This window comes from Sandaracinobacteroides hominis, from assembly GCF_016464365.1.
Lineage (GTDB): Bacteria > Pseudomonadota > Alphaproteobacteria > Sphingomonadales > Sphingomonadaceae > Sandaracinobacteroides > Sandaracinobacteroides hominis.
The window spans coordinates 400960-424026 of the sequence record NZ_JADCUC010000001.1; the positions used below are offsets into that span (position 1 = coordinate 400960).

The 23067-nt window shown below is 64.5% G+C and carries 17 protein-coding genes; 11 read left to right on the forward strand and 6 right to left on the reverse strand.

Annotated features, from left to right (window positions below; genetic code table 11):
* Positions 1-115: 115 nt before the first annotated feature.
* The 9 genes from IM784_RS02080 (at position 116) to ung (ending at position 12647) form a co-directional block, all read left to right on the forward strand.
* Entirely contained in the window at positions 116-2875 is a 2760-nt protein-coding gene (locus IM784_RS02080; RefSeq protein WP_235976478.1) for a TonB-dependent receptor, read from the forward strand.
* Between the two features lie 51 nt (positions 2876-2926).
* Positions 2927-4702: an alpha-amylase family glycosyl hydrolase gene (locus IM784_RS02085; protein WP_199554121.1), complete on the forward strand. Its 1776-nt coding sequence runs from the start codon at positions 2927-2929 to the stop codon at positions 4700-4702.
* Positions 4699-6273 (forward strand): alpha-amylase family glycosyl hydrolase, encoded by a 1575-nt coding sequence (locus IM784_RS02090; RefSeq protein ID WP_199553619.1) that lies wholly within the window; start codon positions 4699-4701, stop codon positions 6271-6273. The genes IM784_RS02085 and IM784_RS02090 overlap by 4 nt, the downstream gene beginning before the upstream one ends.
* A 76-nt stretch (positions 6274-6349) precedes the next feature.
* Positions 6350-7810, forward strand: coding sequence for a glucose-6-phosphate dehydrogenase (zwf, locus tag IM784_RS02095; protein WP_199553620.1), 1461 nt, complete (start codon positions 6350-6352; stop codon positions 7808-7810).
* 24 nt (positions 7811-7834) lie between these two features.
* Positions 7835-8530, forward strand: coding sequence for a 6-phosphogluconolactonase (gene pgl / locus IM784_RS02100; RefSeq protein ID WP_199553621.1), 696 nt, complete (start codon positions 7835-7837; stop codon positions 8528-8530).
* A 13-nt stretch (positions 8531-8543) separates the two neighbouring features.
* Positions 8544-10364: a phosphogluconate dehydratase gene (gene edd / locus IM784_RS02105; RefSeq protein ID WP_199553622.1), complete on the forward strand. Its 1821-nt coding sequence runs from the start codon at positions 8544-8546 to the stop codon at positions 10362-10364.
* Complete coding sequence (locus tag IM784_RS02110) at positions 10364-11329, forward strand: glucokinase (RefSeq protein WP_199553623.1); 966 nt, start codon at positions 10364-10366, stop codon at positions 11327-11329. Before edd ends, IM784_RS02110 begins: the two co-directional genes overlap by 1 nt.
* Entirely contained in the window at positions 11326-11937 is a 612-nt protein-coding gene (gene eda / locus IM784_RS02115) for a bifunctional 4-hydroxy-2-oxoglutarate aldolase/2-dehydro-3-deoxy-phosphogluconate aldolase (RefSeq protein WP_199553624.1), read from the forward strand. Before IM784_RS02110 ends, eda begins: the two co-directional genes overlap by 4 nt.
* Positions 11934-12647 carry a uracil-DNA glycosylase gene (ung, locus tag IM784_RS02120; RefSeq protein WP_199553625.1) on the forward strand — a complete coding sequence of 238 codons (714 nt, stop codon included), beginning with the start codon at positions 11934-11936 and terminating at the stop codon, positions 12645-12647. Before eda ends, ung begins: the two co-directional genes overlap by 4 nt.
* 305 nt (positions 12648-12952) lie before the next feature.
* Here ung and IM784_RS02125 read toward each other — a convergent pair whose 3' ends face one another.
* The 6 genes from IM784_RS02125 to IM784_RS02150 all read right to left on the reverse strand — a co-directional run bounded on the left by IM784_RS02125 (position 12953) and on the right by IM784_RS02150 (position 20323).
* On the reverse strand, positions 12953-14188 hold the full coding sequence (locus IM784_RS02125; RefSeq protein ID WP_235976479.1) for a phospholipase A: 1236 nt from the start codon (positions 14186-14188) through the stop codon (positions 12953-12955).
* On the reverse strand, positions 14185-14958 hold the full coding sequence (gene fabI, locus IM784_RS02130; protein WP_199553626.1) for an enoyl-ACP reductase FabI: 774 nt from the start codon (positions 14956-14958) through the stop codon (positions 14185-14187). Before fabI ends, IM784_RS02125 begins: the two co-directional genes overlap by 4 nt.
* Positions 14955-16148, reverse strand: a complete 1194-nt coding sequence (locus tag IM784_RS02135) for an acetate/propionate family kinase (protein WP_199553627.1) — start codon at positions 16146-16148, stop codon at positions 14955-14957. The genes fabI and IM784_RS02135 overlap by 4 nt, the downstream gene beginning before the upstream one ends.
* Positions 16145-17569 (reverse strand): bifunctional enoyl-CoA hydratase/phosphate acetyltransferase, encoded by a 1425-nt coding sequence (locus IM784_RS02140; RefSeq protein WP_199553628.1) that lies wholly within the window; start codon positions 17567-17569, stop codon positions 16145-16147. The genes IM784_RS02135 and IM784_RS02140 overlap by 4 nt, the downstream gene beginning before the upstream one ends.
* Positions 17570-17574: 5 nt before the next feature.
* Complete coding sequence (locus IM784_RS02145; protein ID WP_199553629.1) at positions 17575-19323, reverse strand: PHA/PHB synthase family protein; 1749 nt, start codon at positions 19321-19323, stop codon at positions 17575-17577.
* A gap of 325 nt (positions 19324-19648) precedes the next feature.
* Complete coding sequence (locus IM784_RS02150) at positions 19649-20323, reverse strand: TetR/AcrR family transcriptional regulator (RefSeq protein ID WP_199553630.1); 675 nt, start codon at positions 20321-20323, stop codon at positions 19649-19651.
* A gap of 165 nt (positions 20324-20488) precedes the next feature.
* Between IM784_RS02150 and IM784_RS02155 the strand changes: the two genes are divergently transcribed.
* Both IM784_RS02155 and IM784_RS02160 read left to right on the forward strand, forming a co-directional pair.
* Entirely contained in the window at positions 20489-21991 is a 1503-nt protein-coding gene (locus IM784_RS02155) for an efflux transporter outer membrane subunit (protein ID WP_235976481.1), read from the forward strand.
* Entirely contained in the window at positions 21991-23064 is a 1074-nt protein-coding gene (locus IM784_RS02160; protein ID WP_199553631.1) for an HlyD family secretion protein, read from the forward strand. The genes IM784_RS02155 and IM784_RS02160 overlap by 1 nt, the downstream gene beginning before the upstream one ends.
* Positions 23065-23067: the final 3 nt, after the last annotated feature.

A 23067-nucleotide genomic window follows, 5' to 3' on the forward strand; every position in this document is an offset into this window, starting at 1 on the left:
TCGCATACGTATGTGGCATTCTTGAACGATATCGACGCCCGGCGGAAGATGCGGGCGCAATCACAAATCAACGCGGTTGGGACATACCAGCTGCCCAAGGGACTGGGGAGATATCATGGATTATTCCATTTGCGGCCGTGCGGCCGCGACAGATGGCGCGCGGCTGCTGCTGAAACTGTCGTCGAGCGTTGTCGCCCTGCTGGTGGCGGGAGGTGCGCTGGCGCAGGACGCGCCGGCGGCCGGGACGCCCGACGAGGACATCGTCGTGACCGGCTTCCGTGCGAGCATCGCCAATGCGATCGCTGCCAAGAAGAACAGCGACATGATCGTGGAGAGCATTTCGGCCGAGGATATCGGCAAGCTGCCCGATACCTCGATCGCGGAATCCATCGCGCGGCTGCCGGGCCTGGCAGCGCAGCGCGAGGGTGGGCGGGCGCAGAGCCTGGCCATTCGCGGGCTGGCGCCGGATTTCTCGACGACGTTGCTGAACGGCCGCGAGCAGGTGACGACGAACGACAACCGCGGCGTCGACTATGACCAGTTTCCGTCGGAAATGATGGAGCGGGTGGACGTGTACAAGACGCCTTCCGCCGGGCTGATCGGCGCCGGGCTTTCAGGCACGGTGGACCTGCGGACGGTGAAGCCATTGGGGCATGGGAAGCGCACCATCGCGTTGAATGCGCGGGCGGAAGTGCTGGATGCGGGCAAGCTGAACCCGGATTCGGACAGCTGGGGCTATCGCTTTGCCGGCACCTATATCGACCAGTTCGCAGATGACACCATCGGCATCGCCCTTTCCGGGAGCGTGCTGAAATCGCCTTCGCAGACGCAGCGGTTCGAGGCGTGGGGCTATCCGACGGATGCCAGCGGGACTGCCACCATCGGCGGCGCCAAGCCCTATGCGATTTCGGGCGACCTGGAGCGGAAATCGATTTCGGGCACGCTGGAGTGGCGGCCCAACGAGAACATCCAGACGTCGGTCGACCTCTTCTATTCGAACTTCAAGGATCATCAGACCCGGCGCGGGGTGGAGTTGCCGCTGGCCTGGGGCAACGGCGTGCCGCTGACCAACGTGGTCGTCGAAGACAAGCTGGTGGTGGCGGGCACCTATTCCAACGTGAAGGGGGTGGTCCGCAACGATTTGAAGAACCGCGATGCCGACCTGTTTTCCGCCGGCTGGAACCTGAAGGCAGGGAACGACCTGATGCGGGCGACCCTCGACTTCAGCTACTCGAAGGTGGACCGCAAGGATCTGGATGTGGAGACCTATTCCGGAACCGGGCGCAGCTATGTGGAGGGGAGCGTTTCGCGCGGGGCAACCGATGTGATGCCGTTCGAGATGACGGACCGGGGGCCGATCTTCTCGCACCAGCTGGACTATTCCGATCCGTCTCTGATCCTGCTGACAAGCCCGCAAGGCTGGGGCGGCGACATCGTGCCGGGCGGGCAGGATGGATATTACAACAATCGCAAGATTACCGACGAGCTGGCGGCGTTCCGCTTTGGGGCGGAGCGTGACCTGGGCGGCTGGTTCCGGTCTGCCGAGATCGGCTTCAACTATACCGGCCGGGTGAAGCGGCTGACGCCGGATGAATATTTCCTGGGACTGAAGGCGAATACCGATGGCCAGACGTCGGTGCCGGTGCCCTCTGACCTGCTGTATGACGGCGGGGCGGACATGAGCTTCCTGGGGCTGGGCGATACCATTGCCTATGATGTGAAGGGGCTGCTGGATTCGGGCATCTATAATTTCCTTCGCAACCCGAATGCCGATGTTTCCACCAAGGGCTGGCGCGTTCGCGAGGATGTGATGACCGGTTATCTGCAGCTGAACCTGGATGCGGCTTTGGGCACCAGCCGGCTGACCGGGAATGTGGGCGTCCAGCTGGTGAACACCGACCAACGGTCGGACGGGCTTGCTTCGTCCGGCACGGGAGCCGGCGTGCAGAACATGCCGATCCGCGATGGCGCCAGCTATTTCTATGCGCTGCCGACGCTGAACCTGGTGCTGCGGGGCGAGAACGACCTTGTCGCGCGGTTTTCCGCCGGGCGGCAGATGGCGCGGGCGCGGATGAACGAGATGCGCGCCTCGATCAATTACAACTTCGCGCAGGAAAAGGCGCTGTGCCCGGTGCTGACCTGTTCGCCGTGGAGCGGCGACGGCGGCAATGCGCGGCTGCGGCCATGGATCGCCGACGCGCTCGACCTGAGCGTGGAGAAGTATTTCGGGCCGGAGGCCTATGTCTCGGCAGCGGGCTTCTACAAGAAGCTGAAGACCTATATCTATGAGCAGAATGTGCTGATGGATTTCACCGGCTTCCCGATCCGGGGCAATGTGGAGCCGGTGCTGCGTGAAGGCTTTGTCAAGATCTGGTCGAACGGCGAAGGCGGCAATCTCTATGGCTTCGAACTGACCGGATCGCTGCCGTTCAGCGCCTTCACGCCGGCGCTGGAAGGCTTCGGGGTGCAGGGCAGCTATAGCTATACCGAGAGCGAGATCACCCCGAACCCGGGCGATCCGGCGCAGCCGCTGCCGGGGCTGTCGAAGCATGTGTGGAATGTGACGGCCTATTTCGAGCGCTCGGGATTCTCGGTGCGGGGGTCGGCGCGGCATCGTTCCAGCTTCCTGGCCGAAACCAAGGGCTTTGGCGGCAGCCTGGAGCGGCGCTATGCGAATGGCGAGACGATCGTCGATGCGCAGATCGGCTATGAGTTCCAGGAAGGATCGGCGCTGGAAGGGCTTTCGTTGCTGGCGCAGGTGTATAACCTGACCAACGAACCTTTCAGCACCTATTTCATTCCGGATCAGCGGCTGGTGCGCGACCATGAGGAATATGGCCGGCGCTTCCTGTTTGGCGTGAATTATCGGTTCTGAGCCGGGCAGGGGGTTGTTGACGTGCGGACGTGGGTTGCAGCGGCAGCGCTGATGGTGGCCGGGTCGGCGGCGGGTGCGCAGGAGTTTCGCGCCCGCCCCGCGACGGACGAGACGATCTATTTCCTGCTGCCGGATCGGTTCGAGAATGGCGATGCCGGAAATGACCGGGGCGGCATGAAGGGCAGCCGGCTGCAGCATGGCTTCGATCCGGCCTCCAAGGGCTTTTATCTGGGTGGCGATCTGAAAGGGCTGGTGCAGCGGCTGGACTATATCCAGGGGCTGGGGGCGACGGCGATCTGGCTGGGGCCGATTTACAAGAACAAGCCGGTGCAGGGGGCAAAGGGGCAGGAGAGCGCCGGCTATCACGGCTATTGGATCACCGACTTTACCTCGGTGGATCCGCATTTCGGGACCGAGGCGGATATGCGGGCCTTTGTGGAGGCGGCGCATGCGCGGGGGATGAAAGTCTATCTGGATATCATCACCAACCATACGGCCGACGTGATTGCCTATCGTGAGTGCCCGGACACGAGCTGCGCCTATCGGAGCCGGGCGGATTATCCGTGGAAGCGCAAGGGCGGGCCGCAGGGCGAGCCGATCAACGAGCTGTTCCGCGGCGATGCGCCCGAGCAGCTGACGCCGGAGAATTTCGCCGGGCTGACCGATCCGCGCTGGGCCTATTCGCCGTTTGTGCCCAGGGGCGAGGAGAAGGCGAAGACTCCGGCCTGGCTGAACGAGCCGATCTTCTACAACAATCGCGGGGATTCGACCTTCACCGGCGAAAGCAAGATTTACGGCGATTTCGTGGGGCTGGACGATCTGATGACGACGCATCCGCGCGTGGTGGCGGGGATGATCGAGATCTATGGCGGCTGGATCGACCGGTTCGGGATCGACGGTTTCCGGGTGGATACGGCGCGGCATGTGAACCCGGAATTCTGGCAGGCGTTCGTGCCGGCGATGCTGGAGCGGGCGAAGGCGCGGGGGATTCCGAACTTTCATATCTTTGGCGAAGTGGCGGACCCGAATGTGGCGACGCTGGCGCGCTTTACCCGGGTGGATGATTTCCCCGCAGTGCTGGATTTCGGCTTCCAGCAGGCGGTGATGGACGTGGTGGCCGGGAACAAGGCGCCGGATGTGCTGGCGACACTGTTTTCCAACGACGCGCTCTATGCCGGCGGGGCGGAGCAGCTGCCGACCTTTCTGGGCAACCACGACATGGGGCGGTTCTCGACCTTTGTGCGCAAGGCGAATCCGGAAGCTGGCGATGCCGAGCAGCTGGCGCGGGTGAAGCTGGCGCATGCCATGTTGATGCTGCTGCGCGGGGTCCCGACGATTTATTCCGGCGATGAGCAGGGCTTTGTGGGCGACGGCATCGATCAGGATTCGCGCGAGCCGCTGTTTCCGAGCAAGGTGGCCGTCTATAACGACAATCGGCTGCTGGGGACGTCGGCGACGACCGCGCAGGCCAATTTCGACGTGACGCATCCGCTGTATCTGCACATCGCGGCGCTGGCGAAGCTGCGGGCGGCGGAGCCTTCGCTGCGGCGGGGAGGGCAGCGGTTGCTGCAGGCGGATGAGGCGCCGGGGTTATTCGCGGTGGCGCGCAGGCTGCCGGAGGGGAACCGGGCGCCGTTCATCGAGACGATCGTGGCGTTCAACACCTCGGCGAAGCCGTTGAAGGCCAATCTGATGATCGATGCGCGCATCGATGTGACCAAATCGCTGTGGGGCAGATGTGCGATGCCGTCGGCACCGGGTACGATGCCTGTCGAGATCGAGCCGTTTGGCGTGCTGGTCTGTGCGGGTGCGGTGGCGGTGCAATGAGCGGTGAAACGCCCTGGTGGAAGGGCGCGGTGGTCTATCAGATCTATCCCCGCAGCTTTCAGGATTCGAACGGCGACGGGGTGGGAGACCTGCCGGGGATCACCCGGCGGCTGGACCATGTGGCAAGCCTGGGGGTGGATGCCGTGTGGCTGTCGCCCTTCTTCACCTCGCCGATGAAGGATTTTGGCTATGACATCGCGGATTACTGCGATGTCGATCCGATATTCGGGACACTGGCGGATTTCGATGCGCTGGTGGCGCGGGCGCATGCGCTGGGGCTGAAGCTGATCATCGATCAGGTCTATGCGCATACCTCTGACGCGCACGCATGGTTTCGCGAGAGCCGGGCAGGGCGCGATGGTGACAAGGCGGACTGGTATGTGTGGGCCGATGCAAAGGCCGACGGGACTCCGCCCAACAACTGGCAGTCGGTGTTTGGCGGGCCGGGCTGGACCTGGGATGCGCGGCGCGGGCAATATTATATGCACAATTTCCTCGCCTCGCAGCCGCAGCTGAACTTGCACAACCCGGCCGTGCAGGACGCCATACTGGCGAGCGCGCGCTTCTGGCTGGAGCGGGGGGTGGACGGCTTTCGGGTGGATGCAATCAACTTTGCGATGCACGATCCGCAGCTGCGCGATAATCCGCCGGCGCCACCGGGGCCAAGGACGCGGCCGTTCGATTTCCAGCTGAGGGTGCATAACCAGTCGCACCCGGACATTCCGCTGTTCCTGCAGCGGCTGCGCGGGTTGCTGGACGAATTCGGCGCGACCTTCTCTGTCGCGGAGGTGGGTGGTGGCGACCCGATTGCCGAGATGCGGGCCTTTACCCAAGACGAGGCGCATCTGAACAGCGCCTACAGCTTTGCCTTTCTCTATGCGCCGAAGCTGACGGCGAAGATCGTGGCCGACGCGCTGGCGGAATGGCCGGGTGCGGCGGGGGAGGGCTGGCCGAGCTGGGCGCTGACCAACCATGATTCGCCGCGGGCGCTTTCGCGCTGGGCGGAGCCGGCGACGCGCGATGCCTTTGCACGGATGGCGATGCTGCTGTTGATGAGCCTGCGGGGGAATGCCTTCCTATATTATGGGGAGGAGCTGGGGCTGACGCAGGCGGAAATCCCGTTCGAGGACTTGCAGGACCCGGAGGCGATTGCGAACTGGCCGCTCACCTTGTCGCGGGATGGGGCACGGACGCCGATGCCATGGGACGACGAGGCGGCGAATTGCGGCTTTTCCGACGCGCGGCCCTGGTTGCGGCTGGGTGAGGATCATGCCGGGCTGGCGGTGAACCGGCAGGAGGCGGACCCGCATTCGCTGTTGCACCTGACGCGCCGGCTGATCGCCCTGCGCAAGGCGGAGCCGGCGCTGCGGCTGGGGACTATGGAGGGGCTGGTGGCGGAAGGCGATCTGCTGCGGTTCGAGCGGCGCTATGGGAACAGGGCGATCCGGCTGGCGTTCAACTTCGGGGAGGGGCCGCTGGAGCTGGATATGGAGGGCGAGGTGCTGGCGGAAGTGAACGGGTCGGCCGGGCATCTGCTGCCACCGTTCGGGGGCGTCGCCCTATTGGTCTGACGCGCGGAAGCAACGCTTTCCCATTATCTGATAATTGCCCCTGTTCGCTTGCGCAGCAACGGCTTAGGAATGGCGCATGACTGCTGTTATCCTGTTTGGCGCCACTGGCGACCTTTCCCGGCGGATGCTCTTGCCGTCGCTGTATGGGCTTTCCGTGGACGGCCTGCTGGCTGGTGACGTGCGGATCGTGGGGACGGCGCGTTCGCAGCTGGACGATGCCGGATTTCGGCAGATGGCGGCCGACGCGATCGCGCCGCATATCGCCAACGGACTGGGCGACCAGGCACATGCCGACAAATTCCTGCAGCAGCTGGCCTATGTGCCTTTGGATGCCACCGACAAGTCGAGCTATAGTCGGCTGACAGAGGCGGCCTGTGGCAGTACGGTTTGCGATACGGCGCAGTCGATCTCGATCTTTCTGTCGACCGCGCCTTCGCTGTTCAAGCCGACGATCGAGGGGCTGGCTGCTGCCGGATTGAGCGGGCCGAATGTGCGGATCGGGTTGGAAAAGCCGCTGGGCACCGATCTGGCGAGCTCGGCGGAGATCAACGACGCGGTGGCGGCTGCCTTCAGCGAGAAGCAGATTTTCCGCATCGACCATTATCTGGGCAAGGAGACGGTCCAGAACCTGCTGGCGATGCGCTTTGCCAATGTGCTGTTCGAGCCGCTGTGGCGATCGGATGCGATTGCCAATGTCCAGATCACCGTGGCGGAGACAGTGGGGCTGGAGGGGCGCGTCGATTTCTATGACGGCGCCGGCGCGCTGCGCGACATGGTGCAGAACCATATGCTGCAGCTGCTGGCACTGGTGGCGATGGAGCCGCCGAGCCATTTCACCGCGACTGCAGTGCGCGACGAGAAGGTGAAGGTGCTGAACGCGCTGCGGCCGATCGACAGCAGCACGGCGGTGACGCACAGCGTGACCGGGCAATATGCGGCGGGTGCCGTGAACGGGCAGCCGGTGAAGGGATATCTGGAGGAGCTGGGCCGGCCCAGCAACACCGAGACCTTCGTGGCGCTGAAGGCGCATGTCGACAACTGGCGCTGGAAGGGGGTGCCCTTCTATCTGCGGACCGGCAAGCGGCTGGGTGCGCGGAAATCGGAAATCCTGATCAATTTCAAATCGGTGCCGCATTCGATCTTCGGTGAGGACGTGCGCGGCATGCATCCCAACAGCATGCTGATCGGCCTGCAGCCGGAGGAGAATATCCGGTTGTCGCTGATGGCGAAGGTGCCGGGGCTGAACCGCGGCGGCATTCGGCTTCGCGAAGTGGAGCTGGATATCGACCAGGCCGATGCCTTTGCCGACAAGCGGCGGCGCATTGCCTATGAACAGCTGCTGCTGGACCTGATCGAGGGGCGGCAGACGCTGTTCGTGCGGCGGGACGAGGTGGAGGCGCAGTGGGCCTTCATCGACGGCATTCGCAAGGGCTGGGCCGACAACAATATGCAGCCAAAGCCTTATACGGCGGGCGGCTGGGGGCCATCTGCGGCGATTGCCCTGATCGAGCGCGACAATGCGAGCTGGAACGATTAATCCGGCGCGCGAAAGGAATCTGACGTGATCGAAGTTGAATGGTGGGAATATGACGCGGCCGACGAGCTGGCCGAGGCCGTGGCCGGCGACGTCCAGTTTGTGATCGAATCGGCGCTGGATGCGCGGGGCGATGCGATTGCGGCCTTTCCGGGCGGTTCAACGCCGCTGGCGGCGCTGGAGCTGCTGAAGAAGGCGAAGCTGAAGTGGAAGGACGTGACCATCGTCCCGACCGACGACCGGCTGGTGCCGGTGCAGGACAAGGCCTCCAACGTGCGGATGCTGGCCGAGCGGTTCCTGCCGCTGGGCGCGCGCGTGTTGCCGTTGACGGGCGGCGATCTGCCGCCGGTGGAAGCCGGCAAGGCCGCCGATGCGCGCTTGCAGGCAGTGCACTGGCCGCTGGATCTGGTGTGGCTGGGCGTGGGTGCCGATGGGCATACCGCCTCGATCTTTCCCGGGCCTGACCTGGAGCTCGCGCTGACGGCGCCGCACCGGGCGGTGGGCGTGACGCCGGAACCGCTGCCGAAGGAAGCGCCCTTTGGGCGGGTGACGCTGACGAAATCGGCGATCCTGTCGGCCCGGGCGATCCTGATTTCGGTGCGCGGCGAGGACAAGCGCGAAGTGCTGGAAAAGGCGCTGAAGGAAGGCGCCGGGTCGAAATATCCCGTCGGGCGACTGCTGGCGGATGCCACGCAGGCGATCGATATCCATTGGTGTCCGTGACGGAGTTTTAGACATGCGGCTGCACCCTGATGTTGAGGCGGTTACCGCGCGTGTCGTTGCGCGTTCGGCGGCGGGGCGGCAGCGTTATCTGGATCTGATCGCGCGTGAGCAGGACAGGGGGCTGAACCGCTCTGCCTTGTCGTGCTCCAACCTGGCGCATGGATTTGCAGCGGCCGAGGGCGACAAGCCGGTGATCCGCAGCGGCAAGGCCTTCAACATCGGCATCGTCACCGCCTATAACGACATGCTGTCGGCGCATCAGCCCTATGGCCGCTATCCGGAACAGATGAAGCTGTTCGCGCGCGAGGCCGGGGCAACGGCGCAGGTGGCGGGTGGCGTGCCGGCAATGTGCGATGGGGTGACGCAGGGGCAGAGCAGCATGGAGCTGTCCCTGTTCAGCCGGGATACGATTGCGCTGTCGGCGGCTGTCGCGCTTTCCCACGCGATGTTCGAGGGCGTGGCGATGCTGGGCATCTGCGACAAGATCGTGCCCGGACTGCTGATCGGCGGGCTGCGGTTCGGGCATTTGCCGACGATCTTCGTGCCGGCGGGGCCGATGCCTTCCGGGCTGCCGAACAAGGAAAAGCAGCGCATCCGGCAGCTGTATGCGGAAGGGAAAGTCGGCGAGGAGGAACTGCTGGATGCCGAAGCCGCCAGCTATCACAGCCCCGGCACCTGCACCTTTTACGGGACGGCCAACTCCAACCAGATGATGATGGAGCTGATGGGGCTGCACATGCCGGGCGCGGCGTTTGTGAACCCCGGCACGAAGCTCAGGCAGGAGCTGACCCGGGCTGCCGTGCATCGGCTGCCGCAGATTGGCTGGAACGGCAACGACTATCGGCCGCTGGGGCGCTGCATAGACGAGAAGGCGATCGTGAACGCCGCCGTGGGGCTGCTGGCGACCGGCGGATCGACCAACCATGCGCTGCATATCCCGGCGATCGCGCGGGCGGCGGGCATCGATTTCGATTGGGAGGATCTGGACCAGCTGTCGGCGGCGGTGCCGCTGATCGCCAACGTCTATCCTTCGGGGCAGGGCGATGTGAACCATTTCCATGCGGCTGGCGGCATGGCCTATGTGATCGGCGAGCTGCTGCAGGCGGGGCTGGCGCATGCCGATATCCTGACGGTCGCCGGGCATGGGCTGGGCGACTATGCGAAGGTGCCGACGCTGGAGGATGAGGCGCTGGCGTGGCGCGACGGGCCGGCGCAAAGCGGTGACAGCAGCATGTTGCGCCCCGTCAGCGCGCCGTTCCGGCCGGATGGCGGGATGCGGTTGGTGCAGGGCAATCTGGGGCGGGGGACGTTCAAGACGAGCGCCGTCGATCCGTCGCGCTGGACCATCGAGGCGCCGGCGCGGGTGTTTCACGACCAGCATGAGGTGAATGCAGCCTTCAAGGCCGGAGAGCTGGACTGCGACGTGGTGGTGGTGGTGCGCTTTCAGGGGGCGAAGGCGAACGGCATGCCCGAGCTGCACAAGCTGACGCCGCCGCTGGGGGTGTTGCAGGACAAGGGATTCAAGGTGGCGCTGGTGACGGACGGGCGGATGTCTGGCGCCTCGGGCAAGGTGCCGGCCGCGATCCACATCAGCCCGGAAGCGCTGGGTGGCGGGCCGCTGGCGCGGGTGCGCGACGGTGACATGATCCGGCTGTGCGCCAACCGCGGCACCATCGATGTGCTGATGGACGAGGCGGAGTTTCGGGCGCGGGAGCCTGTAGCGGCGCCTGTGGAGGAGGATGGGACCGGACGCGAGCTGTTTGCGATGTTCCGTCAGAATGCGGATGCGGCCGAGAAGGGCGCTTCGCCGGTATTGGCTGCAGCGGGGCTGTGATGGAACTGGTAACGGCCGATATTGGCGGCACCCATGCGCGTTTTGCCATCGCGACACGAGGCGCGGACGGGGCGATTGCGCTGTCGGACATCGTGAAGCTGAAGGTGGCCGATCATGCCAGCCTGCAGAGTGCTTTTGAGGCTTATCGCGGCGGGTTGACGAGGGCGGTGCCGGCACATGCGGCGATTGCGCTGGCGGCGCCGACCGATGTCGAGCTGATCACCTTGGCGAATAATCCGTGGGTTATCCGCCCGGCCCTGGCGGCGGAACGGCTGGGCTTGGAATCGGTGATGTTCATCAATGATTTCGCCGCCGTCGCCCACGCCGTTTCCAAATGCGGGCCGAACGATCTGGAGTGGCTGGCGGGGCCGAAGGAAGGCTTGCCCGAGACTGGTGTGGTCAGCGTGATCGGGCCGGGAACCGGGCTGGGCGTAGCCGTGTTGCTGACCGGTGCGGATGCGCGGGTGGTGGCGACCGAGGGCGGGCATATGGATTATGCGCCGCTGGACAGCGTGGAGGACCAGATCCTGCAGCAGCTGCGCACGCGGTTCCGGCGGGTTTCCGTGGAGCGGATCGTCTCCGGCTCCGGCTTTGCCAATGTCTATGCGGCGCTGGCAGCCATCGAGGGCCGCGCGGTGCCGGCGCGCGACGACAAGGCGCTGTGGGCGGCGGCGTTGGAAGAGGGCGAGGCGCTGGCGCAATCGGCGTTCGATCGCTGGTGCCTGGCGCTGGGGAGCGTGGTGGGCGACCTGGCGTTGGCGCAGGGGGCTGAGGCTGTGGTCCTCGCTGGCGGCATGTTGCCGCGCGTGCAGCATCTGCTGGGCGGATCGGGCTTTCATCCGCGTTTCATGGCCAAGGGCAGGTTCGAGGCGCGCATGGCGGCGATCCCGATCCTGCATATCACCCATCCGGAGCCGGGCCTGCTGGGGGCGGCGGCGGCAGCATTTGCGAAGGGAGTATCGTGAGCAATATCGAAGCCATCATGCGGACGAGCCCGGTGATCCCGGTGCTGGTGGTGGAGGATGTGGCGCATGCGCTGCCCATCGCCGAGGCTCTTGTAGCCGGCGGCTTGCGGGTGCTGGAGGTGACGCTGCGCACCGCTTCGGCGCTGGAGGTGATCCGCGAGATGAAGCAGGTGCCGGGCGCGATCGTGGGCGCCGGGACGGTGCTGAATGCGCGCGATCTGGATGCAGCGCTGCAGGCGGGTTCGGAATTCATCGTTTCGCCGGGCTTGACCGAGCATCTGGCGAAGACGGCGCATGACCGGGAAGTGCCGCTGCTGCCGGGGATTGCGAACGCCGGCGACATCATGCGCGGGCTGGACCTGGGGTTGGATCGGTTCAAATTCTTCCCGGCCGAGGCCGCCGGTGGATTGAAGGCGCTGAAGGCCTTGGCGGCGCCGTTCCGCAGCGTGCGCTTCTGCCCGACGGGTGGGATCACGCAGGCCAGCGCACCGGAATGGCTGGCAGAGGAGGCCGTCCTGTGCGTTGGCGGAAGCTGGCTGGTGGGGAAGGGGGCGCCGGATGTGGCCGCCATTCGCGCGGCCGCTGAAGCAGCGTCGAAGCTGGGGTGACCGGCGGGATCAAGCTGGAGGAGAGCTGGCGCGCGGCGCTGGCCGATGAATTTGCCCAGCCCTACATGGCGGATCTGCGGGCGTTTCTGGTGGCCGAGCGCGCGGCGGGGAAGCGGATTTACCCGCGGGCTTCGAACTGGTTTCGCGCGCTGGATCTGACCCCGCTGGAACAGGTGCGTGTGGTGGTGCTGGGGCAGGACCCCTATCACGGGCCGGGGCAGGCGCATGGGCTCTGCTTTTCGGTACAGCCTGGGGTGAAAGTTCCGCCATCGTTGGTTAATATTTACAAGGAATTGCAGTCTGATCTTCAGATCGAACCTGCGCACCATGGGTTTCTGGAAAGTTGGGCGAAGCAGGGCGTGTTGCTGCTGAATTCTGTGCTGACGGTGGAGGAAGCGCGGGCAGCCTCGCACGCCGGGCGGGGGTGGGAGCGGTTTACCGATGCGGTGATTCGGCGGGTTGCCGAGCGGGATTTACCTACCGTCTTTATGCTCTGGGGGAGCTACGCGCAGAAGAAGGCGGCATTTGTCGATGGGTCGCGGCATCTGGTCCTGAAGTCGGTGCATCCTTCGCCGCTGTCGGCCTATGGCGGATTTTTCGGGAGCAAGCCGTTTTCCCAGGCGAATACGTTTCTGGAAGCGCGGGGGCGTGGGGTGGTGGATTGGCGGTTGCCGGGAGCGGATCGGGCGGAGGGGCCGGCCGTCGGCTGAGCCGCCGAGTCCGGCTGGGCTTTGGAAGAGAAGAAAGAAGGGCCGCGGCAAAACCGCGTCGTCGGACCTGTCGATTTCGGGGTTCCCTAAATCGCAGGCCGGCCGCGCCTTAGGCGAGTCGAGAGTTTGGGCTTTGCCCAAATCCTCGCCGCCTTCGGCTGGACCCCAAGCGGGATCGCCGGCGAGTGCATGCGCAAGGCGTGCTGTCACCCGCACAGTTTGGCCGGCAGCTGATTTCGGAAGCGGGAGGCCTCTCAAAAATCAGGAGCCATCCGACCCGACGGTCAGGCGGTTGGTAGCGTCACTTATCGCACCAACGCCAGACCGACCCTGAAGCGCGTGGTGCGTCGGTTATAGTCGAACAAGTTTTCGCCATAACCGGCGAAAGTCTGGCCGAAAAGATAGAAGTCCGGTCCCGCACCGAGCAAGCGCTTCAGTGGATAGGACAGTTCTGCTGAAACAGCCCCTTTCCCCGAGGAGAAGTTGAGGCGGCTTGATGTGGACAGGCGCAGGCCCTGATCCTGGCCCAGCTCCATGAACAGCGAAAAGTTACCACGATAGCGCTGAATATCGGGATTGTCGGAGGTGTCCCCCACCAGGAAGGCAAGGCTGGGAGCGAGTGAAAACCGATATCCCCCGCCCAGCGGCATCGCCGCCATCGGCGCGACATAGACGGTGTTTACGCTCCGCGACGCGTCTCCGTCGCGACCGTTCGATTCATGGCGAATGCCCACCTGCGCGCTCAACGTGATCTTGTCGGCAAGCACGGTTGCAGGGCTCAGGTAGAAAAGCTCCGGCTGAAAGTCGACATTCCGGAATGGCGAGGAACTCGATTCGAGATCCCAGAACATCCGCTGCGTGTAGGCAAAGTGGAGTCCGTCGCGCCAGGACCGTGGCAGCCCTTCGGCCTGTCTCGTGCCAAACAACTGATATTTGAAACTGATCTGGATGCGTGCGGCGCTGTCAGTGCCGGGGCCATAGACCGCGTAAATGGGTTCATAAGGCGCCAGATTCGAGAGGAATGCATTGCCGGGCGTACGGTCCGACAGCGGCGGAGCGACGGCCTCCGATCCCGATGACGGAGGTTCGGAGGGATGCGGCGGAGGAGGCGCTACCATGGCAAGTTGCGGGCCATGTTCCGGTGGACGCAAGGTAACAGTCGTGCCCGGCGTGCGCCACGCAGGAATGGAGATGGTCGCCCCCGGTCCGGGAAGGTTTGCCGGGTCGGACAGACGATATACGACGCGGACGAAGCCCCCCGCCGGAACCGATATATCCTGCGGCGAGGCGGTCGCCCGGTCCAGCCAGACAGACCGGGTCGAACCGTCCTGTTCGATGCGCGCTTCGATCCTGTCGGGCAGCGGCACCACTTGCGCTGCGGCGTCGGCGTTCAGCAGTCGGAGGTCGACCAGCATATTGCTATCCGCATCGCGCCGACCGGCATCGCCGATCAGCATCTCGACCGGAGAGCCGGCGTGGCCGGACGAAGAAACCAGTGTAGCCGCGCCAACGATGGTTGCCATGATGATCATGCGCATCATGCGAGGAGATGCTGACCGCTGTCGACCGGGATCACCGTGCCGGTGATGTGGCGCGCGGCATCGCTGGCAAGGAAGGCGGCGAGCGCGCCGACATCGTCTATGTCGACCAGTTGCCGCTCAGGCGCTGCGGCGGCGGCCCTTTCGAGAAGCTCGTCGAACCGCTGGATCCCGCTGGCCGCTCTTGTGGCGATAGGTCCTGGCGAGATGGCGTGGGCGCGGATACCTTTTGGGCCAAGCTCTGCGGCGATATAGCGCGTGGAGCTTTCGAGCGCAGCCTTGACGGGGCCCATCAGATTGTAATTCTCGACGACCCGTTCGGAACCATAGAAGGTCACGGACAGGAGGCATCCGCCCTGCGTCATCAGCGGTTCGGCCAGATGCGCCATGCGCAGGAAGCTATGGCAGGATACGTCCATGGCCAGGGCGAACCCCTCGGCGGAACAGTCGACCACCCGGCCGTGAAGATCCTCACGGGGCGCAAAGGCGATGGAATGCAACAGAAAGTCCAGTCCTCCCCATCGTTCATCCACCTCTTTGAACAAGGCTTCGAGTTGCCCGGGTTCCCGCACGTCGCAAGCTGCGGTCCATTCGATGCCCAGTTGCTCGGCAACCGGCTCGACCCAAGGCCGGGCCTTGTCGTTCAGATAGGTGGCGGCCAGCCGCGCCCCGCATTGCGCGAACCGTTTGGCGCAGCCGGCCGCAATGCTGTGTTCATTGGCGATACCGATCACCAGACCGCGCTTGCCGGTCAGGTCTACAAGAGGGGTCATCGTTCGATTTTTCCCAGAATGGCGAGCGTATGGTGGGCGATCATGCGTTCCTCGTCGGTTGGTATGACGCGCACGGCGACAGGACTGGCGCTGTGGCTGACAAGGCTCGCATTGCCTGCATTGGCGCGTTCATCGAGTTGAACGCCCAGCCATTCGAGCCGTCGGCAGATGCGGCTTCGTATATCGGCGTTGTTTTCGCCGATGCCTGCGGTGAAGATGATGCCGTCGAGCCCGCCCAGCGATGCGGCCAGCGCGCCGACCTCACGCGCTATACGCCACACGAAAAGGTCTATCGCCTCTTCCGCTTCGACCGCGCCGCTCTGCGTCAGGTTACGCATGTCGCTGGAAATGCCGGACACGCCGAGCATACCCGATTGCCGGTAGAGCAGATCCTCGACTTCGGTAGCGCTCATGCCCATCCGGGTCTGGAGGTGCAGCACCACGCCGGGATCGAGGGCGCCGCAGCGCGTGCCCATCATCAGGCCATCCAGCGCGGTAAAGCCCATGGTCGTATCGACACTCCTGCACCCGTGCATCGCGCAGAGGCTGGCACCATTGCCAAGATGCGCCACGATCACCCGGCCAGCGGCAAGGGCCGGGTCCAGTTCGGCCAGCCGACGCGCGATATATTCATAGGACAGGCCATGGAATCCATAACGGCGAATGCCCTGATCGTGCAGCGCGCGCGGTATCGCAAAGCGGGACGCCACGGCAGGCTTGCTGGTGTGAAAGGCTGTGTCGAAGCAGGCAATTTGCGGCAGGCCGGGTTGAAGCCGGGCAATAGCGTGGATCGCGGCCAGATTGTGCGGCTGGTGCAGCGGCGCGAGCGGGCAGAGTGCGTCCAGCGCTGACAACAGCGCCGCATCGACCAGTCGGGGTTCGGCAAATTGCGTGCCGCCATGCACGACGCGGTGACCTACGGCGATGGTTTCGCGACCTTCCAGCGGATGTTCCGAGGCCCAGACGAACAGGTCTCCAAGCAGGTCGGCATGGCCAAGGGCCGCGCCATCGGGCCAGTCCCGCTCCACTATGGTGGCGCCGTCGCTCGATTTTGCCTTCAATGTCGGCGCGATGCCGATCTTCTCGATCTTTCCGCTTGCCGAAAGCGAGAGTTCACCATCCGCCTCCAGCGCGAACAGGGCGAACTTGATGCTCGACGACCCCGAATTGAGGCTGGCGACGGCCTTCATGCCCCCGCAGCCTGCGCCAGACCGGGCGCCGCTTTGGTCGCTGCACGGCCCAGGAGCACGGCCACCGCGCAGGAGGCAAGTCGGGTACGAAGGCTGTCCGCCCGGCTGGTCAGGATGATCGGCACTCTGGCGCCCAGCACCACCCCGGCCGCGTCGGCGCCACCCAGGAAAGTGAGTTGCTTGGCCAGCATGTTTCCGGCCTCCAGGCTGGGGACGACCAGAATCTGGGCCTTGCCCGCAACGGGGGATCTAATGCCCTTTTCCTGCGCGGCGGCTTCGCTGATGGCGTTGTCGAAGGCAAGTGGGCCATCGAGCAGACCGCCGGTGATCTGCCCCCGGTCGGCCATCTTGCACAGCGCCGCAGCATCGAGCGTGGAGGCGATCGCGGGATTGACCGTTTCGATAGCGGACAGGATCGCCACCTTGGGTTCGTCGATGCCGATCACATGGGCAAGGTCGATGGCATTGCGGATGATGTCCGCCTTTTCCTCCAGCGTCGGGGCGATGTTGATCGCAGCGTCGGTGATGATGATCGGCGTGGGGTGGCCGGGCACGTCCATGACATAGGCATGGCTGATGCGCCGTTCTGTCCTGAGACCGTTCGCCGAGGAAACGATCGCGCCCATCAACTCGTCGGTGTGCAGCGAGCCTTTCATCAGCAGCCTGGCCTCGCCCGACCTGATGAGGGCCACCGCCTTGGCTGCGGCGTCGTGACTATGGGCGGCGGGCACGATCCGGAAGGCGGATATGTCCTTGCCGGCTTCTTCGGCTGCCCTGCGGATCCTGGCTTCGGGGCCTACCAAAATCGGCGAGATCAGGTTGGCCTCGGCGGCCTCGATCGCGGCGGAGAGGGCGGCGGCGCTGCACGGATGGGCGACTGCGGTCGGCTCCGGCACGCCATGCGCTGTCATCCCGATAAGCCGCTGATAGGCATCATGTCCGCGCAACTGGACTTCCGGCAGGACAATGCGTGGGCGCCGGACCTTTTCGACCGGTGCCTTGACCATCGCTTCGCCCGCAATCACATCCTCACCCGCACCATTGGTGCAGCGGCAATCGAGCAGCACGACATGCCCGTGCGGGCGCTTTTCCCGCACCGTGACCGATGCGACAATCCGGTCGCCCAAAGAAACCGGACGCAGGAACTGGAGCGACTGACTGAGATAGATCGTACCCGGCCCCGGCAGTTCTGTGCCGAGGACGGAGGAAATAAGCCCGCCGCCCCACATGCCATGTGCGATCACCCGGCCAAACGGGTCGGTCGCGGCATAGGCGGGATCGAGATGGGCGGGGTTCACGTCGCCCGATACCAGCGCGAAAAGCTCGATGTCCTCTTCGCTCAGGGTGCGGGTCACACTGGCCGTATCACCGACCTGCAACTCATCGAAGGTCCTGTTTTCGATCATGTCTTCGGCGGTCATGGCGATCAATGCTCCAGCACATAGTGGCCGGGGGCATCCCCCAGCGGCGCATAGCCCTTTTCAGCCGAACCGAGCGGCAGCGGTGCGACGGGGTCGCCGGACCGCTGCCCCAGCCATTCCCCCCATTCGATCCACCAGGACCCCTGCTTGACCTCCGCGCCGTCCTCCCATTCCTCCGGCGTGCATGGAATGCCGTCGAGGGGGCGGGTCCGGACGCGAAAATATCTGCCCTTGTGCCCCGGTTCGGAAACGATGCCGGCATTGTGGCCGCCGCTGGTCAGAACGAAGGTGATCTCGGCGCCGGTCATCTGATGAATCTTGTGAACCGAATGCCATGGCGCGACATGGTCGCGCTCCGTGCCGACAACGAACATCGGCTTGCGAATGGCGCTCAGGGATATGGCCCTGCCGCCGACCTTGTACCTGCCTTCGGCCAGAGCATCGTCGAGGAACAACTCGCGAAGATACTGGCTATGCATTGCATAAGGCATGCGCGTGCCGTCCGCATTCCAGGCCATCAGGTCATTCATCGGCGGGCGCTCGCCCATCAGATATTCGGTCAGGATTCGAGACCACACCAGATCGTTGGAGCGCAGGATCTGAAAGGCTCCCCCCATCTGGCTGCTATCCAGATAGCCGCGGCTCCACATCATGTTTTCCAGCATGTGGAGTTGCCCTTCGTCGATGAACAGGCCCAGCTCGCCGGGTTCGCTGAATTCGGTCTGGGCCGCGAACAGCGTGACAGAGGCCAGTCGATCATCGCCATCACGCGCCAGCGCCGCCGCCATGATCGAAAGCAGTGTGCCGCCAAGGCAGTAGCCAGCGGCATGGACCCCGGTTGCCCCGGTAATCGCGGTCACGGCATCGAGCGCGGCCATCGGCCCCATGCGCAGATAGGCCTCCATGTCGAGATCGCGATCCTTGGTTCCCGGATTGTGCCAGGAGATCATGAAGACCGTGAATCCCTGACTGGTCAGCCAGCGCACCATCGAATTGTCGGGCGACAGGTCCAGAATATAATATTTCATGATCCAGGCCGGAACGATCAGCACCGGCTCGGGCCGCACCGTTTCGGTCGTCGGAGCGTACTGGATAAGTTCCATCAGTTCGTTGCGATAGACCACCTTGCCCGGGGCCGTCGCGACATTGTCGCCGGGAATAAAGGCATCAGCGCCGACCGGGGGAAGCCCGCGGACCAGATGCTGCATGTCATCCATCAGATGCCGCATGCCATCGATCAGGCATTTGCCGCCCGTTTCGATGATCCGCTGTTGCAGGACAGGGTTGGTGGCGAGGAAGTTGGTGGGCGCAAAGACGTCCAGTATCTGCCGCGCGGCAAACTCGACCATCTGTTCGTGATGCCGGCTCACCCCGCCGATGCCGGTCGTCGCCGCATATAGCCATTGCTGGCTGAGCAGGAACGACTGGGCCAGGATGTTGAACGGCGGACGCGCCCAGGCGGGATCGGTGAAGCGATGGTCCTGCGGTAGCGGCTCGATGGCCGGCGCAGCAGCGGGATCGGTGGCGCTGCGTACGACATAATCCGTAAGGCGAGCATATTTGCGCCCCGCCTTGGCTGCGAGATGCAATTGCTTGCCCGGCGAGGTGGCCAGATGGCACCACCAGTCGCCGACCGCCTGCCACAGGGTGCCGGGGGAGAGGCCAAAGGTCGACTGCGCGATCGCGGCGGACGCGAAACGATCCAGCGTGCCGGCAATGCCATCGAGTGGATCGGGTCCGGGAGATACAGCCATGAGATATTCGCTCCGTTGATCAGCGCGTTTCCGGTCGCCAGCGGGCGGGATGCCCGAGGCGCTTTCGCTTTCAGACCAATCCTCCTGGCCGGCATGTGCCTGGCAGGCGCGCACCCCGGCGAGCCGGCTTCGGATTGGCACGATAGACCGGCATCGCGTCAGCTTCACTACCTTAACGGTACTGCATAGGGTAGATTCGGCGCAAGGCGCTTGTCAAAAAAGTCTCGTGATCTTCGGTGCGTTTCGCGGGCGAGGCACCGGCCCAGGCGGCAGGCGAGCGCAACGCGCCGTGGAGGATGAACCGCTATACTGATCGGCCCCGGGGCTAGCGCAGGATCGGTAGCCCCGACGCCAGCACGTCCAGCGTCTTGTCGATATATTCCGACTTGGTCGCCTTTGTGTTTTTCATGTCATTGCGTCGCAGGATGCGATGGCGGGGAATGGTGATCAGCGCGTCAAACAGAAAGCGCGCCACTTCTGCGGTATCCCATTGCCCCGACATGCGCCATTCGGGCGCGTCTTGCAGAACCGACTGGATCAGTTCGATCACCGCTTTCGCCCCGATCGTCGGCTCGGCCTCGATAAGGCCGGGCTTGTGTTCGGTGAGCCAATAGATGAGCGTCTCAACCCCGACGACATCCTGCTGCAAGGAAATGTCGAGCATCGCGCGCGCAATATGACCAATCTTCCTGCGCAGAGATCCGTTCGGGATCGCGGCCTCGATCGAACCCAGCTCGCGGCTTGTATACTGCTCGATCGATGCGACCACGAGCGCCCGTTTCGATCCGAAGCGCGCATAAAGCGTGCGCTTGGAAACGTTGGCCGCCGCTGCGATCCTGTCCATGCTGGTGCCCTCGAACCCGTCTGCGACGAATCTTTCGAGCGCTATGTCGAGGATATGCGCACCCAGTTGCGCAGCCAGTTCCTGTTTCGGTCGCCCACCCTTCGGATCCCGAGGAGGAATGCGACGAGCCCCCGGTTCGTTGATCGTTCCTCGCATTCGGTCGACTTACGATATTTTCACGCAGCGCGCCCGACAAAAACGCGGGCGCGAGTATTGCGCGTTGCGATCGATCAAAATACACTCATGAGTATAGTTATAAGGCATCTGGAGAGGAAATAAGGTCGTGGCGATGCCACGGCTCTTCACCGAACGGGACTTTCAATGACGGATGATAAAGCGGCTGGCTGCGATGGGCCCGGGTTGCCTGCCGGGCGGGTCATGGTGGCTCGCATGGCCTTGGTCGCAGGCTTGCTCGCGCCACTGCTGCTGACAGGGTGTTCGCTCGCGCCGACTTATGTGCGGCCCGCGCTACCGACACCCGATGCCTATCCCGGTCCCGGCGTGCCAATCGTCGGCACCTCTGTGGCGCGGCTCGGATGGCATGACTTTTTTCAGGACGAGCAGCTTCGCGCTCTGATCGCGGATGCGCTTGCAAACAATCGCGACATCCAGATCGCCGCCGCCCGCGTCGCCCAGGCCCGTGCGGGGTGGCGGATCGAAGGCGCCGCCCTCTACCCGGAGATAGACGCGGTGGGCACCGGGACGCGGGGACGGTCGTTCTTCAACCTGCCCGGCGCGGGGCCGCTTCGCCCCGAAATCAAGCAGGTAACGGCGCAGCTGAGCGCGGGATGGGAGATCGACCTCTGGGGACGCCTGCGTAATATGCGGGCGTCGGCGCGCGACCAGTATCTCGCAACCGAAGAGGCGCGGCGCGGCATCGCAACCGATCTGGTAGCGCAAGTTGCCACCGGATATCTGCTGGAGCGCGAGTATGAGGAGCGGCTGGCGCTGGCGCAGCAGACAGTCTCTACCCGGCAGGAATCGCTTCGGATCATGCGCCGCCGCTATGAGGTCGGCTCCGGGTCGAAGCTGGAAATGACCCAGGCCCAGACACTGCTGGGGCAGGCCGAGAACGTCGTTGAACAACTGGTGCAGGACCGTGATGTGAACCGCAATGCGCTGACCCTGCTGGTGGGGCGGCCGGTCGATATCGCGCCGGGGCCGCTTGGTGCGTCAGAACCTGGTCTCAACGTTGCCATTCCCGCCGGGATACCGTCCGAACTGCTGGTCTATCGGCCCGATGTCATGGCGGCCGAATATCAGCTGCGCGCAGTCCATGCCGACATAGGTGCGGCCCGTGCGGCATTTCTCCCCCGCATCCAGCTGACCGGCGCGTTTGGTTCGACCAGCGCCGATCTGGACAGCCTGTTCGGCGCGGATAGCCGGTCATGGAATTTCACTCCCACGATCGCGCTGCCGCTGTTCAACGCGGGACGGCTCGCCGCGAATCTCGATCTGGCCAAGGCACGGCGGGTAGAGGCTGTCGCGACGTATGAAAAGACGGTCCAGACCGCCTTTCGCGACGTGTCCGATGCACTGGTCCGGCGGCGCCAGCTGGTGCGACAGATCGAAATCACGCGCACCGTATATGACGCCCTGCGCGAGCGGGCCCGTCTGGCCCAGTTGCGCTTCGACAATGGCCGCTCGGCTTATCTGGAAGTGCTCGACGCGCAGCGCGACCTGTTCGAAACCGAGCAGACGCTCGTGCGGCTGCGACGCGCTCACCTTGCCAGCGGCGTGGCGCTGTACGCGGCGCTTGGCGGCGGCTTTTTGCCCGACCTGCCGGGACCAAACTCCCCTCTGCAACCCGAAGGAAAGAAGTGATGCAGTCATCCCAGAAAACGTGGGCTATCCGGGGTGTGATTGCGGTCGCGGCCGTCGCGGGGGGGCTGTCCCTTTGGCACATGACCCGGTCCGATGATTTGCCCGATGGCATCGTTAGCGGCAATGGCCGGATCGAAGCGGTCGAGATCGACGTGTCAGCAAAGGCGCCTGGGCGTATCCGTGACATTCTAGTGGACGAAGGTGCTTTCGTGAAAGCGGGGCAGGTCGTGGCCCACATGGATTCCGACGTACTGAACGCGCAGAAAATGGAGGCGTTGGCGCAACTCGCCCAGGCGCAGAATGGCGTGCAGATCGCGGAAAGCCAGGTTGCGCAGCAGCAGAGCAATCGCGCGGCGGCCCTCGCCGGGGTTCGCCAGCGAGAGGCCGAACTGGGTGCGGCACGCAAGCGTCTGGCCCGCTCGACCACGCTTGCAAGAGAAGGCGCCACCGCCGTCCAGGAAAGGGACGACAACGAAGCCCAGGTCGACGGCGCTGCGGCGGCCGTGGAGGCGGCGCGCGCGCAACTGGCCGCGGTCGGTGCGGCGATCACGACGGCGCGCAATCAGGTCATCGGCGCCCGTTCGCAGGTCGATGCCGCGCGGGCCACGATCGAGCGGATCGAGGCCGACATTCGCGACAGCGATCTCAAGGCGCCCACCGCCGGACGTGTCCAATATCGTGTCGCGCAGCCCGGCGAAGTGGTTGGCGGCGGTGGCCGTGTGTTGAACCTTGTCAATCTGGGCGACGTTTACATGACGTTCTTCCTGCCCGAAACGGTCGCGGGGCGCGTTGCGCTTGGCAGCGACGTGCGCATCGTGCTGGATGCGGCGCCGGATCGCGTCATCCCGGCGAAGGTCAGCTTCGTGGCCGATGTGGCCCAGTTCACCCCCAAGACGGTGGAAACCGAGAGCGAACGGCAGAAGCTGATGTTCCGCGTCAAGGCGCAGATCGATCGCAAGCTGCTGGAACGCTACATCACCCAGGTCAAGACCGGCCTGCCCGGCGTGGCCTATGTGAAGGTCGCGCCAAGCGCTGAGTGGCCTGCCAATCTCGCCGTAAATCTGCCGCGTTGAGCG

Excerpts from the sequence above, each read along its gene's own strand:
- IM784_RS02080 (WP_235976478.1), top strand. The coding sequence starts at position 116 with ATGGATTATTCCATTTGCGGCCGTGCGGCCGCGACAGATGGCGCGCGG.
- IM784_RS02085 (WP_199554121.1), top strand. The coding sequence starts at position 2,927 with ATGGTGGCCGGGTCGGCGGCGGGTGCGCAGGAGTTTCGCGCCCGCCCC.
- IM784_RS02090 (WP_199553619.1), top strand. The coding sequence starts at position 4,699 with ATGAGCGGTGAAACGCCCTGGTGGAAGGGCGCGGTGGTCTATCAGATC.
- zwf (WP_199553620.1), top strand. The coding sequence starts at position 6,350 with ATGACTGCTGTTATCCTGTTTGGCGCCACTGGCGACCTTTCCCGGCGG.
- edd (WP_199553622.1), top strand. The coding sequence starts at position 8,544 with ATGCGGCTGCACCCTGATGTTGAGGCGGTTACCGCGCGTGTCGTTGCG.
- IM784_RS02110 (WP_199553623.1), top strand. The coding sequence starts at position 10,364 with ATGGAACTGGTAACGGCCGATATTGGCGGCACCCATGCGCGTTTTGCC.
- IM784_RS02125 (WP_235976479.1), bottom strand. The coding sequence starts at position 14,188 with ATGATGCGCATGATCATCATGGCAACCATCGTTGGCGCGGCTACACTG.
- fabI (WP_199553626.1), bottom strand. The coding sequence starts at position 14,958 with ATGACCCCTCTTGTAGACCTGACCGGCAAGCGCGGTCTGGTGATCGGT.
- IM784_RS02135 (WP_199553627.1), bottom strand. The coding sequence starts at position 16,148 with ATGAAGGCCGTCGCCAGCCTCAATTCGGGGTCGTCGAGCATCAAGTTC.
- IM784_RS02140 (WP_199553628.1), bottom strand. The coding sequence starts at position 17,569 with ATGACCGCCGAAGACATGATCGAAAACAGGACCTTCGATGAGTTGCAG.
- IM784_RS02145 (WP_199553629.1), bottom strand. The coding sequence starts at position 19,323 with ATGGCTGTATCTCCCGGACCCGATCCACTCGATGGCATTGCCGGCACG.
- IM784_RS02150 (WP_199553630.1), bottom strand. The coding sequence starts at position 20,323 with ATGCGAGGAACGATCAACGAACCGGGGGCTCGTCGCATTCCTCCTCGG.
- IM784_RS02155 (WP_235976481.1), top strand. The coding sequence starts at position 20,489 with ATGACGGATGATAAAGCGGCTGGCTGCGATGGGCCCGGGTTGCCTGCC.
- IM784_RS02160 (WP_199553631.1), top strand. The coding sequence starts at position 21,991 with ATGCAGTCATCCCAGAAAACGTGGGCTATCCGGGGTGTGATTGCGGTC.